Origin of the sequence: uncultured Mucilaginibacter sp., from assembly GCF_903893715.1 — a bacterium.
GTDB lineage: Bacteria > Bacteroidota > Bacteroidia > Sphingobacteriales > Sphingobacteriaceae > Mucilaginibacter.
The window spans coordinates 39,844-56,581 of record NZ_CAITNG010000004.1; the positions used below are offsets into that span (position 1 = coordinate 39,844).

The following is a 16,738-nucleotide window of genomic DNA, read 5'->3' on the forward strand; positions in this document are numbered from 1 at the left end:
GGGATATAAATTTGTATATTGCATAGTATAATCACATATCGAAAACATGCCTTGAAAACTGTTTTCACTTTATTATTTATCGCGTTTAGTTTAGCGGCCATAGCGCAGGATGCACCGGAAACGCCGCAGGAAAAAAAGGCCGCAGAATTGATAGCGGCTTTGCCCGAGGTTATCAGTTTTAACAAACACATGAAGGAAATTCATGAACGGCCATTGGTTATAGCTATTGATACAGACCCGACACCGGCAGACCCTTACTATACTGTAGCAGTTGAAGAAGATTTGGGCGACCATGCTTTTACATACTGGCGTTTTTGTGTGGGCGAAAAAACGCAGACTATCTTTTATTTTGATATCATCGCTAATAAAAAGATACCATTGGATGTTTGGCGGAAGAATGGGAGGAGGCCGTGATGCATGAGTCAAGAGTCGTGAGTCTATAGTCATGAGTCAAGAGAGGGATTGACAAAGAATAATATTCTTTCATTCCAGCCGGTATAGCCAATGATTGAATTAAAATTAAAAATACCCATAATTACCCAAAGTGCGCGATAGATAGTTCGGGACATTGCGAGTGGGGTGCCGAAATAAATTCGGCATGACCGGTAGGTTAGCATACCCATAAATACCCATGTGGTTTTTGAGCAGGAAGCTTGAAGCACGAAGCGAAAAATGAATAGTTGAGGATACCCATAACCCGCCATTCAAATTCGAAATTGAACATCCGAAATCCGAAATCAAAGCCGTATATTTGCACCTCGAAAAAATCACGATTGTATGTGATTTTGTATTAACAAATTTTAAAACGTTTAAATCATAGTTGTAGATGATTCATATTACACTTCCTGATGGTTCCGTTCGTGAGTACGACAAGGGAATCACCGCAATGCAAATCGCATTATCCATTTCAGAAGGTTTGGCACGCAATGTTTTGGCCGCCGAAGTTAACGGCCAGGTTTGGGATGCCAGCCGCCCTATTGAGGAAGATAGCAGCGTTAAACTGCTTACCTGGAACGATACACAAGGCAAAGCTACTTACTGGCACTCGTCGGCTCACTTAATGGCCGAGGCTTTGGAAGCGCTGTATCCGGGTACTAAGTTTGGCATCGGTCCGGCTATTGAGACCGGTTTTTATTATGATGTTGATTTTGGCGAGAGGGAGTTTTCGAGTGATGAGTTTAAGAAGATTGAGGATAAAATTATTGAGCTGGCCAAAACCAAGGAGGAATATATCCGTAAACCTATCAGCAAAGCCGACGCGATAGCGTACTTCACCGAAAAGGGTGATGAATATAAGCTTGATCTGTTGAAGGACCTGCCCGATGGCGCCATTACTTTTTATACCCAAGGCAACTTTACCGATTTATGCCGCGGGCCGCATATCCCCAATACGGGCTTTATTAAGGCTGTAAAGCTGATGAGCGTTGCCGGTGCTTACTGGCGCGGTGATGAGAGCAGGAAACAGTTGACCCGTATTTACGCGGTTACGTTCCCGAAAGCAAGCGAGCTGACCGAATACCTGACCTTGCTGGAAGAAGCCAAAAAACGCGACCACCGTAAATTAGGCAAGGAGTTGGAATTGTTCGCTTTTAGCGAAAAGGTGGGCATGGGTTTACCGCTATGGTTGCCCAAAGGCACCGCTTTGCGCGAACGTTTGGTGAACTTTTTGCAGAAAGCACAAGTGAAGGCCGGTTATGAGCAGGTAATTACCCCGCACATTGGCCATAAAAACCTGTACGTAACATCGGGACACTATGAAAAATACGGTGCGGATTCGTTCCAACCGATAAAAACCCCGCAAGAGGGCGAAGAGTTCTTTTTAAAACCGATGAACTGTCCGCACCATTGCGAAATATACAAAACCAAACCACGTAGTTATAAGGACCTGCCGGTGCGTTATGCCGAGTTTGGTACCGTGTACCGCTACGAACAAAGCGGCGAGCTGCACGGCCTGACACGTGTACGTGGCTTTACACAGGACGACGCGCACTTGTTTTGTCGCCCGGACCAGGTAAAGGAAGAATTTAAAAAGGTGATTGACCTGGTGCTGTATGTTTTCGGCGCATTGGGTTTTGAGGATTATACCGCGCAAATATCCCTGCGCGATCCGAACAATAAAGCCAAGTATATCGGCACTGATGAGAATTGGGCACTGGCAGAATCGGCTATTATTGAAGCAGCGGAAGAAAAGGGCTTAAAAACCGTGATCGAGTTTGGTGAGGCCGCGTTTTACGGACCGAAGCTGGACTTTATGGTGAAGGATGCACTGGGCCGTAAATGGCAGTTAGGCACCATTCAGGTTGATTATAACCTGCCCGAACGCTTTGAACTGGAGTATACCGGTGCCGATAACCAAAAGCACCGCCCGGTAATGATACACCGCGCGCCCTTTGGCTCGCTGGAAAGGTTTGTGGCCGTGCTGATTGAGCATTGCGCAGGTAATTTCCCGTTGTGGTTATCGCCGGAGCAATTTACCATTTTGCCTATCTCGGAGAAATATGAAGATTATGCAAAAAAACTTTCAGAATCGTTAAAAGATTCCGATATTTGCGGGCTTATTGATTTTAGGGACGAGAAAATAGGGAGAAAGATCCGGGACGCTGAAGTCAAAAAAATACCATACATGCTTATTGTTGGTGAAAAAGAAGCAGCTGAAGGCATGGTTTCGGTAAGAAAACATGGCGAAGGCGACTTAGGAAGCATGACGATTGAAGAATTTAAACAAAAAATAATAAAAGAAATAACCGTATAACTTGGCTTTAAATAAACCTAATTTTAACAGAGGACCGAGGCTCCCTTTCAAAAAGAAAGAAGCCGAACACAACATCAATCAATTTATACGCGCCCAAGAGGTACGCCTTGTGGGTGATAATGTAGAAGTTGGCGTGTATCCGTTAAAGGAAGCTTTAGCGATAGCTGATGAGTTGGAATTAGACCTGGTTGAAATATCCCCGAACGCGGTTCCTCCTGTTTGTAAGGTGGTGGATTATAACAAATTCATCTACGAGCAAAAGAAGAAGCTGAAAGAGATAAAAAGCAACGCCAAGCAAACGGTTATAAAAGAAATACGCTTTGGACCGAACACCGATGACCATGACTTTGAATTTAAGTTGAAGCATGCCATTAAGTTTTTGGAAGCAGGCGAAAAGGTGAGGGCTTACGTGCATTTTAAAGGCCGTGCTATTGTGTACAAAGAGCAGGGCGAGATATTGCTGCTGCGTTTTGCACAGGCACTGGAAGATGTAGGCAAGGTGGAGCAGTTACCAAAGTTGGAAGGTAAACGGATGTTTTTAACCGTTACGCCTAAAGGAAGCAAAAAATAATGTGCAAATAAGTAGATGTGCGGATGTGCAAATACTTTAAATGTGCAAATGAGTAGATGTGCAGATGAGCAAATACTTTAAATGTGCAAATAAGTAAATGTGCAGATGTGCAAATACTTTAAATGTGCAAATGACTAAATGTGCAGATGTGCAAATACTTTAAATGTGCAAATGAGTAGATGTGCAGATGTGCAAATACTTTAAATGTGCAAATGAGTAAATGTGCAGATGTGCAAATACTTATTAAATGTGCGTATTTGCTAGTGTGTAAATGTGCAAATGCTAAAAAGAGTTTTCTAATTATATAATAATAAATCAATTTGCAGATTTGCACATCCCGATAGCTATCGGGAGCACATTTGCACATTAAAACAAAAACAGAGTTATGCCAAAAATGAAAACCAATTCCAGCGCTAAAAAACGCTTTAGCATTACTGGAACCGGTAAAATTACCAGGAAAAACGCATACAAAAGCCACATCTTGACCAAGATGTCGACCAAACGTAAGCGTAACCTAACCCACACCAGCTTAGTAAGCGATGCGGATTTAGGTAACGTAAAACGTATGCTTTGTATCGGCAAGTAATTAATTAAATTTTTAACCAGGTATTAGAGTATTAAAGTCCGCAAGGCACTCACTACCAAAATCGCAAGAAAATGCCACGTTCAGTTAACGCAGTAGCGTCGAGAAGACGCAGAAAAAAGATCATGAACCTAGCCAAAGGCTATTGGGGATCGAGAAGCAAGGTTTACACCGTTGCTAAAAACACAGTTGAAAAAGGTTTACAATACGCTTACCGCGACCGTAAAGCTAAAAAAAGGGAGTTTAGGGCTTTGTGGATACAACGTATCAACGCAGGTGCCCGCCAGTATGGTATTTCTTACTCACAATTAATGGGTAAATTAACCGCTAAAGAAGTTGGTTTGAACCGTAAGGTATTAGCCGATTTGGCCATGAATCACCCAACAGCTTTTAAAGCCATTGTTGATTCGGTAAAGTAAGCGTTAGCTTATAAAATCAGAAGCCTCCCGACTTATCGTCGGGAGGCTTTTTTTGTTGGACCAATACAAGCTAAACAAAAAGGGCATCCGTTAGCTAACGGATGCCCTACTCTATTGGTTGATTATAAGCTTAGTTATAGATAAAGCTACCATCGCCGCGGCGTTGCATTTGCTTGCCGTTACGTGTTGGTGTACCACTCCATTTTTGCAGGTTTAAGCGTACCCCAAACAGGAAGTATCTGCTCAGCGAGTTGGATAAGGTATTGGTAACACCTGTTGGCGTTACGGTTTGCTGTATGAAGTTGTTTTGGTGCAATAAGTCGAAAATATTGAAGGTGATGACGAGGTTCTTCTTCTTTAAAAACTCCTGCTCAAAACCGGCGTTTATTACCAAGGGGTTAGTACTTAAACCTGTTAAGCCTGTCACATAGCTTTTGGTTGCGCTGTAGGTAAATTTAGACAGCTTTAAAATGTACCAGTACCCATCAACAGCCAATGAGGTTGTTTGCAGCACACTTGCAGAGCCTACGGCGCCCGGAAGGGATGTGAAGCTTCTTGACAGATCGTAACCTATGTATGGATTGATTTCAAAGTCTTCAACCGGGTCGATGCGTGGCCCGAAACGTTCGTCGAAGCGCCAGTTGGTATTATGGTAAAGGATATCGGTAAGCGCATTGGTAGTAAAATCGCGGGTGCCGCTCATTGCCACACTGTAACCATAAGTGATGTTGCCGTTTAACGATAGGTTGTACCGGCGGTCGTCTAATTGTTTGGCGATGTTATAGCGCAAAACATAAGCGTGCGCGCCATTTAAATTAACGTAGAAGGTGGTATCAACCGTCTTGGTTTTGCCGCCTCCTATTGGCCTCTGTATCTGTATCACGTTTGACGATATTTGGTTATCGGTAAACGAGCCATTGCCATTTAAAGAGAAGTTAAGCTTTGAATTTGCTATATAATTATTGTATTGTGCAGTTATGGAGTTATTGAACGATTGAACCAGGTTAGGGTTACCAACGATGATGTTGTTTTGATTCGTTTTATCGATAAACGGCTGAATTTGCGTAAAGTTTGGTTCATTGTTGGTTCCCGAATAGGTTAAAGTGAACCTTTCGGTGCGCGACCATGAATAAGCAAAACGAAATACCGGGATAATCTTGAAGTCGGAACGTGAAGTTGACACATCGGCACCGGCGCCGTTATCTAATTTTGTACCGGCCAAAACCGTTGGCACTAATGTAGTTCCCAAGGACCAGTTCCATTTAGTACCCTCGAACCTATAGTTAAATGTTAAACGGGTTTCGGTAAAGGAGTAGTTATAGATGTTACTTAGGTAATCGAGGTGTTTTGTGGTACCGTTGGCCAGGATACTATCAACAGTTGCCGTGTTATCGTATGACGAACGCCTGGTTTGACCGTTAAATTCAAACCTTGAAAACTGCCCTATCGGTTCGGAGTAAGTCATGCTACCGCGCAAGGTTGTATTGATACTGGTACGATAAGTAAACTCGTGCACCAACGAATCGTTTATCACTGTATTTTCTGTCGTATCGGCATAGTACAGGTAATTTTTATTCGTCTCGCCGTTGGCGTTGCTGGTGGATTTATTTATACTTCCCTGAAAAGATATGTTCCTTTTGGGTTTTTTGAATATATGCTGATAAAGTACGATCATGCCGTAGTTTGGCGAGCTGCTTATATTGCTGTTTAAACCTGTAGTTACCGGGTGTTGAAAATTGGTGTAGCTTGATGGCGTAGTACCATTTTGCTGACCAAAAAGATCGACGGTATTGTTGAAGGAATTGCTCGAATTGGTTGAGTTGGAGTAGCTAAATGATGGATTAATTTGAACATAGTTTGAGCTATCCGCATCAATATCCATCTCGAAGGTTACGTTGTGATTGCGGCTATCGTTTTCGGATGTACCATTGCTGACAAAGTTACTTTGGCCCAAGCTGGTATAATTGCTTCCATAACTACTATTGATGGCGTAATTATCGCTAAAATTAAAGCCATAACCCATTATCACCTGTACTTTTTTACCCCATTGGTCGCGGTAGTTGATGTTTGGACCACCCGATTTTGTTGTGCCCGGGCTACTGCTACCCCTGGCCCCTGCGCCAACACCAGTACCGCCGCCACCGCCATTGGTTGCACCACCTGCTATACCCGATGAGGCCACACCGTTAACCGTGTTGCTTAAATTGCCAATTAAACCCAATTGCTGGTTGGCGTTTATACGCTGAACAAACAAGTTGGCATAGTAGCGGTCGTCGTTACCATAGCGTGCTATGGCGCGACCAGTTTCGCCGACCGACCTATCAGCACGGGTGGTAATGTTTAATACTTTTTGGGGATCGCCATCTTTTATACCGGTACGGGCAGCCTGATCGCCGTAATCGTCGACAACCTGTATTTTTTCGACTATATCGGCAGGTAAATTTTGGATTGCCGTTGCCACATCGCCGCTGGCATAGGTTTTACCGTTTAGTTTGGCTTTGGTTATTTGTTGCCCCTGGTGGGTAACGGAGCCGTCGCTGCCTACTTCAAAGCCCTCCATTTTTTTGAGGAGCTCATCAACGGTGGAGTTTTCGCGCACTTTGTAATCGCTGGCTTTATACTCAACCGTATCTACCTTATAAGTGATACTTGGCACACCATTAATGGTAACAGTTTTTAGTTGTGTCGAGTTTTCCTTTAGGATGATGGGGTCGAGCACGAGCTTTTTCAGTACGTCGTTTTGTTTGTACTTATTTACCTTTGGTATATAGCCTATTGAGTTAATAGACAATGTAAAAACAGCCAATTTTACATTCTTCAATACAAAAATACCATCCACGTTGGTACTTGTCCGTACGGTATCTTTAGCTGATGTTAAGGTGATGGTTGCGCCGATAATGGGGTTATCGCTCGAGTCGCGCACTACGCCGCTCACTTCTCTGAGCGGTGCCGGGGGCAAAACCGGAGCCTGTGCCCTGGTGCGGCCGCCGTTGCCAAAGCCGCCGCCACCACCGCCACCGCCACCTTGGGCGAAGACCTGGCCGGCAAAAAGAATTGCACCGAGTATAAATAGAATTTTTTTCATCAGTAGTTTGGTTTAGGTTTTAATTTATTTATTACTACGTGTGTTTATTTTTTTGCTAATGTGTATTTGCCCCAAAAGTCGGTTGGGCTGAGTAATTCTTCGGTACCATTGTCAGGACCACGTGCACCGCCGCCACCGCCAAAACCACCACCGCCGCCTGCGCCGCCGCCGCCTCCACCACGGCCGCCGCCACCGCCCCCTGCACCACCGAAACCACCGCCACCACCACCTACGCGTACAGCGTCGCCGCCACCGCGGTTACCGCCGCCAAAGTTTCCGTTTCCCATTTGTATCGGGTTAACGCGGATATTATAGGCAAACTCTTTAGGGTTGTCGGCCGATATATTCAACAGGCTTAAGGGGATAGACAATTCGAAAAGCAGGTTTGCCTGATCGTCATAATTGGCGGCCGCTTTGATGCCATATTCGTTGTAGATAGAGATAACAGAATCAGTGATATCCTTAAATCCGGATACGCCAATTGTTTTGATAGAGGATATGACTGTTTTACGGGCAGCTGCCGCGTCGGCAAGCGAAGCGGAATCTTGCACCGTATTTTGATTTGCACCACGCGGGCGGCGCAAACCACGCATGTTGGCGCGGGCAACTATCGGGAAAGTAACGCTGTATGCACCCTCTTCCTTCTTTTTACCGGCGGTATTGATGGTTAGCGTAACGCCGCCACCCATTATTTTTGTATTGTTGATGGCATCGGTACATTTAACAACCAGGTAAAGGTTTTTACCATCGTTTGATAGCGTATAAAACAATTTGGTGGTTTTGTTAAAGGCGGCGAAAGTATCTTCCCACTCGCCGAACTTACCGTCTATTTTTACTTTTTCGGGTGCAACTACACTGCCTTGCTGTACGTTTTCGAGTTTCTTTTGTGCTTGCGCTGCAAAGCAAACAAACAAGAATATTGCTGTTAAGTTAAATAAGGGTAAAAATTTGTTCTTCATAAATTGTTTTTTTCTACTTTTAACTATAAATGAACCAGTTTCAATTCAGTTTTTTTGATATAGTTTTGTATCGGATGTTTCCATTTATAAATAGCCTAATCGACCGGTGAAAGATATAAAGCCTTTTAGGTTTTGGTTACTGGATGTGAATTTACAACGTTAGTTGCACTAAAAACTGAATGTATTATAATTGTTGCGTGTCTGTCATACAATTGTTGCAAAGGCAGTAAGTAATACTTTTTTAACACACTGATTTTGTGATATTTACTGAAATTATTCCATTCGATTAGATAATGTAACTAATTTGATAGTTTTTACTTCATCAGCTTGCGGAGCGGCATACCATAACAATAGCTATTTATTTTAATCGGGGGCGAAAATATAAAATATAACACGAAAAAAACTAATATGGGCAAAGATCAAACCTATAAACACATCAGCTATTCGGAAACTACCATTACCGAACTGATGATCCCCTCCTACTCCAATTTTGGGGGCAAAATACACGGGGGCATCCTGCTATCGTTAATGGACAAAGTAGCCTATGTATGCGCTGCCAAACATGCCGGCAATTATTGCGTAACGGCATCGATAGATACGGTGAACTTTTTGGAACCCATTGAGGTGGGCGAACTGGTATCGGTAATGGCCTCGGTAAATTATGTGGGCAACACGTCTATTGTGGTGGGGATACGCATCATATCGCAAAACGTAAAGACCAATACGTTAAAACACACCAATACCAGTTATTTTACCATGGTGGCAAAAGACGAAAGCAACAAACCCGTACAGGTGCCCGGACTGATACTGGAGACCCCGCAACAGATACGCCGGTTTGCCGAAGCGATAAAGCGCAAAGAACTGAGGCAAAACTACCGCGAAGAAGTTGAACACATGAAAACATCGGTAGATTATGAGCAGTACCTGGAGTTGCTAAAAAGCGAAAGGTGCCTTGTAACTTTAAGAAACTAAACCTTTATTAATAAAATTACGTAAAAGAGTGGATTAATAATGCAAGTTTAATTTGTTATAATAATTATTTATTTCTTTTTATCGTGCTGAAACATAACCTAAGCAGCCTGATAATTTGCACATATACCCTGTATTAATGAGGAAGTGGCGGTGGTTAATTTTTATATGTTTTTTAACACAAAAGACATTTTGTTCGGCATCGATATTTGCTGATACTGTGTTGTTAAAAAACGATGCTGCTTCGGCCGCCGACATAGACAATATCAACACGGTTGCTTACGATACTTTTTTAACAGACCCTGCAGGTGCACGCAAACTTGCCGAAAAGGCCCTGCTTAAATCGAAAACAGCCAGCTACGCAAAGGGTACAGGACAAAGCTTTTTGAACATCGGTGCCAGTTACTGGGCACAATCGTATCATCAGCTCAGTTTGTTATACCTCGATACGGCTTTGCAATATTTTGAAAGCACCGATCATGTAGACTTATCGATATGCTACCGGCATATTGCCCGCAATTATATAGACCTGAAAGACTATAGTGCCGCCAATACTTTTTTAAACAAAGCGGAATTTGAGGCCGGCGCAAACAGTTTTTTACTGGAGGAGGTTATTGCCGAAAGATCGCTGATATTTAGCAGGCAGCAACAATTTGACCTGGCTATAAACGAAGTTAACAAAGCCCTCAAAATTACCAAGCAGATAAACAAAACGGCATCCCAATCGATACTGTACGGCCGTTTATGCGGTATATACAGCGACAACACGGACCATAAAAATTACGGGCTGGCATTGGCTTACGCCGATTCGGCCATTAATTTAAGCTATGTTACAAAAAACAAACGCTTAAGGGCAAGTTGCTGGGTTACCAAAGCCAACGTCCTTTTAAATGAGCGTAAACCTGATGAAGGGTTGTTTTTTGCCAACAGCGCGCTTTTATTAGCTGATAGCCTTGGTTTAGCCGATATTGAATCGGGAGCCTATCTCTCCATTATCCGCATTTATGAAAGTAAAGGGGATATGAAAAACCAAATGGCTTATCAAAATCGTTATATCGCCTTTGAGCAAAATTTGAGCAAAGCCAATCAGCAAAACAGTTCGCAAATCATTGCCGATTACTTCGCATTAAACGACAAGCTGAGAACTATAGACCAAGCCAACCATAAAGGCGATGTTTATAACCTTATCGTAAAATCGCAAAAGAAAATCATTGTGATACTGTCGCTTTCGCTGCTATTGCTGATGGTAGCGCTTTATATTGTTTACCGTTACTACCGGCAAAAAAGAATATTGGCGCAAACCCTGAACGAGCAAAACATGGCCACGATAGCTCAATCGCAACTGATTGAGGTACAGGCGCAGCACCTGGAAGAACTGAATAACCTGAAAAACAAATTACTTTTAGTGATTGGGCACGACCTGCGCGGCCCTATTGGCAACCTGAGCAGCTTAACCGGTATGTTTGAGGATGGGCACCTTAAAGAAGAGGAAGTGAAAGAAGTGATGCGCTCGATCGGGCCGGTTGTAAGGGGGGCCGAACTTACCTTAAAAAACTTGCTGGAATGGGCCGAAAGCCAAATTAAAGGCAACAATTTGGAAGCGACCTATGTTAATTTGGCCCCTATTGTTGAGGAAATTGAGAGTATCTTTAAGTATTCGTTCGATCAAAAAAACATCACTTTTTCAAACCAGGTTTTGCCGGAGCATATTGTGTTGATGGATCTGAACCACCTGAAGGTTATTTTACGCAACCTGATTAGCAACGCCATAAAATTTACCCCGGCCAAAGGGCGCGTTACGGTAACATCGCACATAAACGATGGCAAAATAACGATTGGTATAAGCGATACGGGCCGTGGCATGAACAACGAGGAAATTGAACGCCTTTTATCGGTAAAAACGCATTTTACCAAACCCGGTACGCAAGGCGAAAAAGGAACCGGTATCGGCCTGTTGTTATGCCGCGAACTGATAGAATTAAACGGCGGCGAAATGTGGCTGACATCGGAAGTAGATAAAGGCACAACATTTTACTTTAGCTTGCCAAGCCATTAAATCATTGTTTTTTTTGACCGGCTTCTTTTTGCGCTTCTTCGAGGCTGGCCTCTATCCCAACTTTTTTCAGGTCGACCCTGATCAAAGCAAATAAACTCATATAAATATTGGCAATAAATACCAACGCGAAGCCAGCAATAAGGTAACCACGCCAATCATCGAGCAATAGCTTGTAGCCGGTTATGATCAACATCAATGCGGTAACGTAATGGCTAAAGCAGTATTCGCAGGTAAAAAGGTAGAAGAACTTACGTTCGGCAATGGTTTTGCCCTTGTGGCAGCGGTTGAGGCAGTACTCGCGTGGTTCGCGAAAAACTTCTTCGTGGGTAACGGTCCATGCGATGCAGGCAATGGGTATTGCCAGTGTAAATAGCCACGTAATTTGTGTACCAAGTTCCATGCTGTAGTAAAGCGATAACAATCGAAATAGTTTTATACAAATAATTTTTGAAAACAGCGTTATGCAGATGGTTTTTAGCTAAATGGTTTAAAAACTTGTTATTTAAGTTTATTTTTGGTCATCAAAATATACCGTTATTTACGCGGTAGTTTAAACCATTCCATTTATTATGACAGTTGGACTGTTAATACCTTGTTACGTCGACCAGTTTTACCCCAATGCGGCCATTGCTTGTTTAGAGTTGCTTGAAAAATTGGGCGTTACCGTTGTGTACCCCAAAAACCAAACCTGCTGCGGGCAACCCATGGCAAACTCGGGTTTTGAGCATTTAACGCATGGCTGCGATGAGCTTTTTGTGAAGAATTTCGCGGAGTTTGATTATATCGTAGCGCCATCGGGCAGTTGTGTGCTGCACATACGCGACCACTTGCACGATGAAGCCAATCCCGAAAAGGCGGCCCACATCAGCAGCAGGATATATGAATTTACGAGCTTTTTAACGGATGTGTTGAAAGTACAGAGCTTGCCGGCCAAATTTCCGCATAAGGTTGGCGTGCACCAGAGTTGCCACGGGCAAAGGGGCTTACACTTATCGTCGATGAGTGAGCTTGTTGCGCCGGAGTTTTCGAAACCGGGCAGCTTGTTGAAGATGGTGGAAGGAATAGAAATTGTACACCTGGGCCGGACGGACGAATGCTGCGGGTTTGGCGGTACGTTTTGTGTGGTGGAAGAAGCAGTATCCTCGAAAATGGGCAAAGACCGTGTTGCCGACCATTTGGAACACGGGGCAGAATACATTACCGGTGTTGACATGAGTTGCCTGATGCACATGGAAGGCATATTGCGCCGCGAGGGCAGCAAAGTGAAAGTGTTGCATATTGCGGAGATATTGAACGGAGTAAGATAGAATCAAGAGTCGAGAATCAAGAGTCAAGACTTTCATTTTTTTGGGGTCGGACTAATAAACTAATGAACCAATGACTAATGAACTAAAGGACCACGCTGAATTAGCGGAGATATTTAACAAAGACGAGGAACGGGTTGACTGGCACGATGAGACGTTGTGGTGGATACGTGCCAAACGCGACAAATCGGTGCACCAGATACCGGAGTGGGAGGCTTTGCGCGAAACTGCATCGCAGATAAAGAATAATGTGCTGTCGAATTTGGATAAGTATCTGGTGCAATTTGAGGCCAATGCCAAAGCCAATGGCATCATTATCCATTGGGCGGCCGATGGCAAGGAGCATAACAAAATTGTGCACGATATTTTGACGCAACACGGTGTAAACCGGATGGTGAAAAGCAAATCGATGCTGACAGAAGAGCTGCACCTGAACGAATATTTGATGGAGAATGGCATTGATGTGATCGACTCGGACCTGGGCGAACGCATTGTTCAGTTAGCTAAAGAACCGCCAAGCCATATTGTGTTGCCCTGCATCCATAAAAAGAAAGAAGAGATAGGCGAGTTGTTCCACCAATATTTGGGTACACCGGCAGGCAACGCCGACCCGCAGTTTTTGACCGAGACCGCGCGCCATCACCTGCGCGAGACCTTTTTGACCCGCAAGGTGGCCTTGACCGGCGTAAACTTCGCGATAGCTGAAACAGGCGAATTTGTAGTGTGTACGAACGAGGGCAATGCCGATATGGGCGCGCACCTGGCCGATGTTCATATTGCCAGTATGGGTTTTGAGAAAATCATCCCCGAAAGGAAGCATTTGGGGGTATTTTTACGATTGTTGACGCGCAGCGCTACCGGCCAACCCATCACCACCTATAGCAGCCACTTTAGCAAACCACGCGAAGGCGAGGAAATGCACATTATTATTGTAGATAACGGGCGCAGTGTTCAATTGGGACGTGAAGAGTTTAGGAACTCGCTGAAATGCATACGCTGCGGGGCTTGTATGAATACTTGTCCGGTATATAGACGCAGTGGCGGGCATAGTTACCATAATGCGATATCGGGGCCTATAGGGGCTATATTGGCGCCTAACCTGGATATGGAAAAATATGCCGACCTGCCCTTTGCCTCTACCCTTTGCGGATCGTGCAGTAATGTGTGCCCGGTGAAGATTGACATACACGATCAGTTATACAAATGGCGCCAGGTTATCGTTAAAAACGGTTATGCCACCACGGCCAAAAAAGCGGGGATGCAGGTGATGACCTTTACGCTATCGAACCCGGCAGTTTACCATACCGGTGGCAAAATTGGCCGCTGGGTAATGAAACACGCACCTTTTGCCGTGAACAATAAACTAAACCCCTGGTACAAACATCGGGATATGCCGACGCCGCCTAAGGAATCGTTTGGGGAGTGGTATGCGAAGAACAGGAAGGGTTGATTTCGGAAGTCGGATGTCAGAGGTCTGACTTCAGAGGTCGGATTGGTGGTTGGGTTGAAGTTTTAATTTGAGCGTTTTTGGAACGTGCGTATGTGCGCAGTGGGCTGTAGTCGGAGAAACAGGCGTAGACTTACGTGAATCGCGTCAACGGATAGCTCGGCATAACGCATAGACAGCCACGGCACGCGTGCGCCAGCACGGAGGGGTTATTTGTTTAGTACGTAAATACTAAAATTTAATAGCGTGGCAAAACTAACCCATGCCAAATAGGGCACCAATAACCAAGCCGCCGCTTTGCTTATTTTGCCAAATGCCACTATGTTGATGATAATGCAAACCAAAAGCGCCATAATAACTGCTAATGCCGCCCCTATTTGGTGCATACCAAAAAACACAATGGACCAGGAAAAATTCAATACCAACTGAAGCACATAAATGCGACAGGCAGTTGTAAAGTGTGCAGCCTGTTGCCTGCGCTGCCATACCAAGGCGGCTGCAATGCCTATAGCGATGTAAAGCGCTGTCCATACCGGACCAAAAAGCCAGTTGGGCGGGTTAAATGATGGTTTGTGCAAGTAAATATACCAGCTGCTGATTTGTGATATCGTAAAAAAGCTGGCCACCCCACCTATGGCTAAGGTTATACCTATACTAATTATGAACGGGACGTTATCAGAACCAGACTTTTGCATGTTACTTTGTTTTAGGGTTTAACCGGCACAAAGTTAGATTGTTTTGTCTAAGTAAGTTAAAGCCGGGTTAGCTTTGACAACTTTGGAAAGTTGTCAAAGGTTTGCGAGCATCGTTACTTTTTGGTAGTTATTATCAGTACACCGTTTTTCCCTTTATCACCATATTGGACTTTGGCAGGCTGTCCGCTTAAATTGTCGATGCTTTGTATTTGTTGGAGCGAAAGCTTTTTTAGTTGCTTTGGTGTTGCTTCTTTGCCATCGATGATGATCAGTTTATCGGTAAAGTTTATCGGGCCTGCTGATAAACTATTACGAGGAAAAGTGTAAACTTTGTTAACACTAAGTCCGGTCAATGGTGAAGCACGATGCAAGGTCTTAGTTAAGCCATATACCGGCCTGTTATCTTTGACCCCAACTACACCCAAGCCATATACTGTATCTATCCTTGTTACGCTTCCGTCAGCATTTACAGTTAGCCCCCTCTTCGCCGCCAATAACGAATCCGTCCTTAATATTGTGCCATCGGCTTTAACTATAAGCCTACTCATCGCACGCACCAATGAATCCCGGTTGTGCTGAGTTACGCGTATGGTATGTCCGTCGACAAAAACCCTTTTAATGCCATATAGTGAGTCTGATTTTATCATGTAATCTAAGGACCCTGGCGCTCCGGTTCTCCATACGGTATCACCATTTATCCTGACATTGATTATTTTTTTCCCGCTAACGGTAATATCACTTAATTCGGAAGTATTAACATTAAGTGTAAGCGGTTGAATAGTCATGCCGTTAACTTTAACGCTGGTTACCCCTATTGGCTTGCCCACCGCCCAAACTGAGTTGTTAAGGGTATTAAGCACCATTACGCCGAACTGTTTGCGCATTTTTTCGTTCAGGGCAGTTACTGCTTCCGAATTTTCATTGCCCTTGGTTACTACCGATATGTAACCGGCCTTTTCCGGGTCATCCGTTTTAGCTTTGCTATCGCGATAGACTATCATTTTGGCTATGTCTTCGGGGTTTATATTGGCCAAACCTTTTTGGTCTGCTTTTACCCCGTTAATGTAGAGCGGCAAGTCGGGCTGGTTCTTTTTTACCGTATCGATAAGTGTAAGCAAAGCCTGATGCGATGTATCGGGTTGAATGGAATACCCGCTAACCGCATTTAGCAAGGGGGCATCTTTGTGTACCGGAGAAGCATTCATGCTCATTTTACTTACCTCGAGCTTTAGCGCATTTAACATTTTTACGCCGCCTTTTTTAACGCTATTTAGTTCTGCTTTCGAAACAGTGAAAACCAACAGCAGCGCTATAACGGCGGGAACCAACAACATATAGCGCGACAAGTTTATAGCAGAAGATCTTTTAGCATTCATCATGATGATCCGTTTTTTAATGGTTGATAAATTAAAGTGGTTTACCAGGCCTTGCGGCGATGTGGGGAAGATGACGTTCAACAAGCTGTATTGGTATTGCCTGCTATCGATACCGTTACGCAATATTTTACGGTCGGTAATAAACTCGATGTTTTCGCGCACGGCGCGCTTCATCAACCATACGCCGGGGTTAAACCAGTAGAATATGGTGCTTAGTTCGGCCAGCAATATATCCAGGGTATGCCATTCGTTTACGTGTACCTGTTCGTGCAATAAAATGGCTTTGATATCGCCCGGAGGGTGGTTGGCCGGATTGATGAAGATGCTTTTCCAGAAAGAAAATGGGCCGGAATCGCCATCGATAACGCGTACCTGATGGTTGTGAATGTTTGCCGGGGTTGATTTGCGGTACATTTTGTACAGCGAAAACAATTGCATCAACAGGCGCATGGCCAGCAGGGCCGCCCCTACCCAAAACACCACTTCTATCCAATACCAATAATCGGGGGGGGGCTATGGGCT

The 16,738-nt window shown here is 44.2% G+C and carries 14 protein-coding genes; 9 read left to right on the top strand and 5 right to left on the bottom strand.

The genetic code is table 11. The features are described 5' to 3' along the window. Nucleotides 1-51: 51 nt before the first annotated feature. The 5 genes from QZX97_RS00330 (at nucleotide 52) to rplT (ending at nucleotide 4,325) form a co-directional block, all read left to right on the top strand. Nucleotides 52-414, top strand: a complete 363-nt coding sequence (locus QZX97_RS00330; protein ID WP_295654276.1) for a hypothetical protein — start codon at nucleotides 52-54, stop codon at nucleotides 412-414. A gap of 412 nt (nucleotides 415-826) precedes the next feature. Then, on the top strand, nucleotides 827-2,752 hold the full coding sequence (thrS, locus tag QZX97_RS00335; protein WP_295654275.1) for a threonine--tRNA ligase: 1,926 nt from the start codon (nucleotides 827-829) through the stop codon (nucleotides 2,750-2,752). A 1-nt stretch (nucleotide 2,753) separates the two neighbouring features. Beyond that, nucleotides 2,754-3,323 (top strand): translation initiation factor IF-3, encoded by a 570-nt coding sequence (gene infC, locus QZX97_RS00340; protein ID WP_295654273.1) that lies wholly within the window; start codon nucleotides 2,754-2,756, stop codon nucleotides 3,321-3,323. Nucleotides 3,324-3,708: 385 nt separating this feature from the next. Next, nucleotides 3,709-3,909: a 50S ribosomal protein L35 gene (rpmI, locus tag QZX97_RS00345; RefSeq protein ID WP_295654960.1), complete on the top strand. Its 201-nt coding sequence runs from the start codon at nucleotides 3,709-3,711 to the stop codon at nucleotides 3,907-3,909. A 71-nt stretch (nucleotides 3,910-3,980) separates the two neighbouring features. Then, nucleotides 3,981-4,325, top strand: coding sequence for a 50S ribosomal protein L20 (gene rplT / locus QZX97_RS00350; RefSeq protein ID WP_295654958.1), 345 nt, complete (start codon nucleotides 3,981-3,983; stop codon nucleotides 4,323-4,325). 130 nt (nucleotides 4,326-4,455) lie between these two features. On the opposite strand, the gene QZX97_RS00355 is transcribed toward rplT, so the two are convergent. Further along, the gene (locus tag QZX97_RS00355; protein ID WP_295654956.1) at nucleotides 4,456-7,410 is read right to left on the bottom strand and encodes an outer membrane beta-barrel protein; all 2,955 of its coding nucleotides are present in this window, start codon (nucleotides 7,408-7,410) and stop codon (nucleotides 4,456-4,458) included. A 44-nt stretch (nucleotides 7,411-7,454) separates the two neighbouring features. Beyond that, nucleotides 7,455-8,369 carry a hypothetical protein gene (locus QZX97_RS00360; RefSeq protein ID WP_295654954.1) on the bottom strand — a complete coding sequence of 305 codons (915 nt, stop codon included), beginning with the start codon at nucleotides 8,367-8,369 and terminating at the stop codon, nucleotides 7,455-7,457. Nucleotides 8,370-8,777: 408 nt separating this feature from the next. Between QZX97_RS00360 and QZX97_RS00365 the strand changes: the two genes are divergently transcribed. Together QZX97_RS00365 and QZX97_RS00370 are read left to right on the top strand one after the other, a co-directional pair. Further along, entirely contained in the window at nucleotides 8,778-9,341 is a 564-nt protein-coding gene (locus QZX97_RS00365) for an acyl-CoA thioesterase (RefSeq protein ID WP_295654952.1), read from the top strand. Nucleotides 9,342-9,558: 217 nt separating this feature from the next. Beyond that, entirely contained in the window at nucleotides 9,559-11,394 is a 1,836-nt protein-coding gene (locus tag QZX97_RS00370) for a tetratricopeptide repeat-containing sensor histidine kinase (protein WP_295654950.1), read from the top strand. Nucleotide 11,395: 1 nt separating this feature from the next. Here QZX97_RS00370 and QZX97_RS00375 read toward each other — a convergent pair whose 3' ends face one another. Next, nucleotides 11,396-11,794 (bottom strand): hypothetical protein, encoded by a 399-nt coding sequence (locus QZX97_RS00375; protein ID WP_295654948.1) that lies wholly within the window; start codon nucleotides 11,792-11,794, stop codon nucleotides 11,396-11,398. A gap of 169 nt (nucleotides 11,795-11,963) precedes the next feature. Between QZX97_RS00375 and QZX97_RS00380 the strand changes: the two genes are divergently transcribed. Next, nucleotides 11,964-12,701 (top strand): (Fe-S)-binding protein, encoded by a 738-nt coding sequence (locus QZX97_RS00380; RefSeq protein ID WP_295654946.1) that lies wholly within the window; start codon nucleotides 11,964-11,966, stop codon nucleotides 12,699-12,701. Between the two features lie 70 nt (nucleotides 12,702-12,771). Further along, nucleotides 12,772-14,148, top strand: coding sequence for a lactate utilization protein B (locus QZX97_RS00385; RefSeq protein WP_295654944.1), 1,377 nt, complete (start codon nucleotides 12,772-12,774; stop codon nucleotides 14,146-14,148). Between the two features lie 206 nt (nucleotides 14,149-14,354). On the opposite strand, the gene QZX97_RS00390 is transcribed toward QZX97_RS00385, so the two are convergent. Further along, nucleotides 14,355-14,840 (bottom strand): TspO/MBR family protein, encoded by a 486-nt coding sequence (locus QZX97_RS00390; protein WP_295654942.1) that lies wholly within the window; start codon nucleotides 14,838-14,840, stop codon nucleotides 14,355-14,357. Between the two features lie 113 nt (nucleotides 14,841-14,953). Then, nucleotides 14,954-16,696 (bottom strand): M56 family peptidase, encoded by a 1,743-nt coding sequence (locus QZX97_RS00395; RefSeq protein ID WP_295663975.1) that lies wholly within the window; start codon nucleotides 16,694-16,696, stop codon nucleotides 14,954-14,956. Between the last annotated feature and the right edge of the window lie 42 nt (nucleotides 16,697-16,738).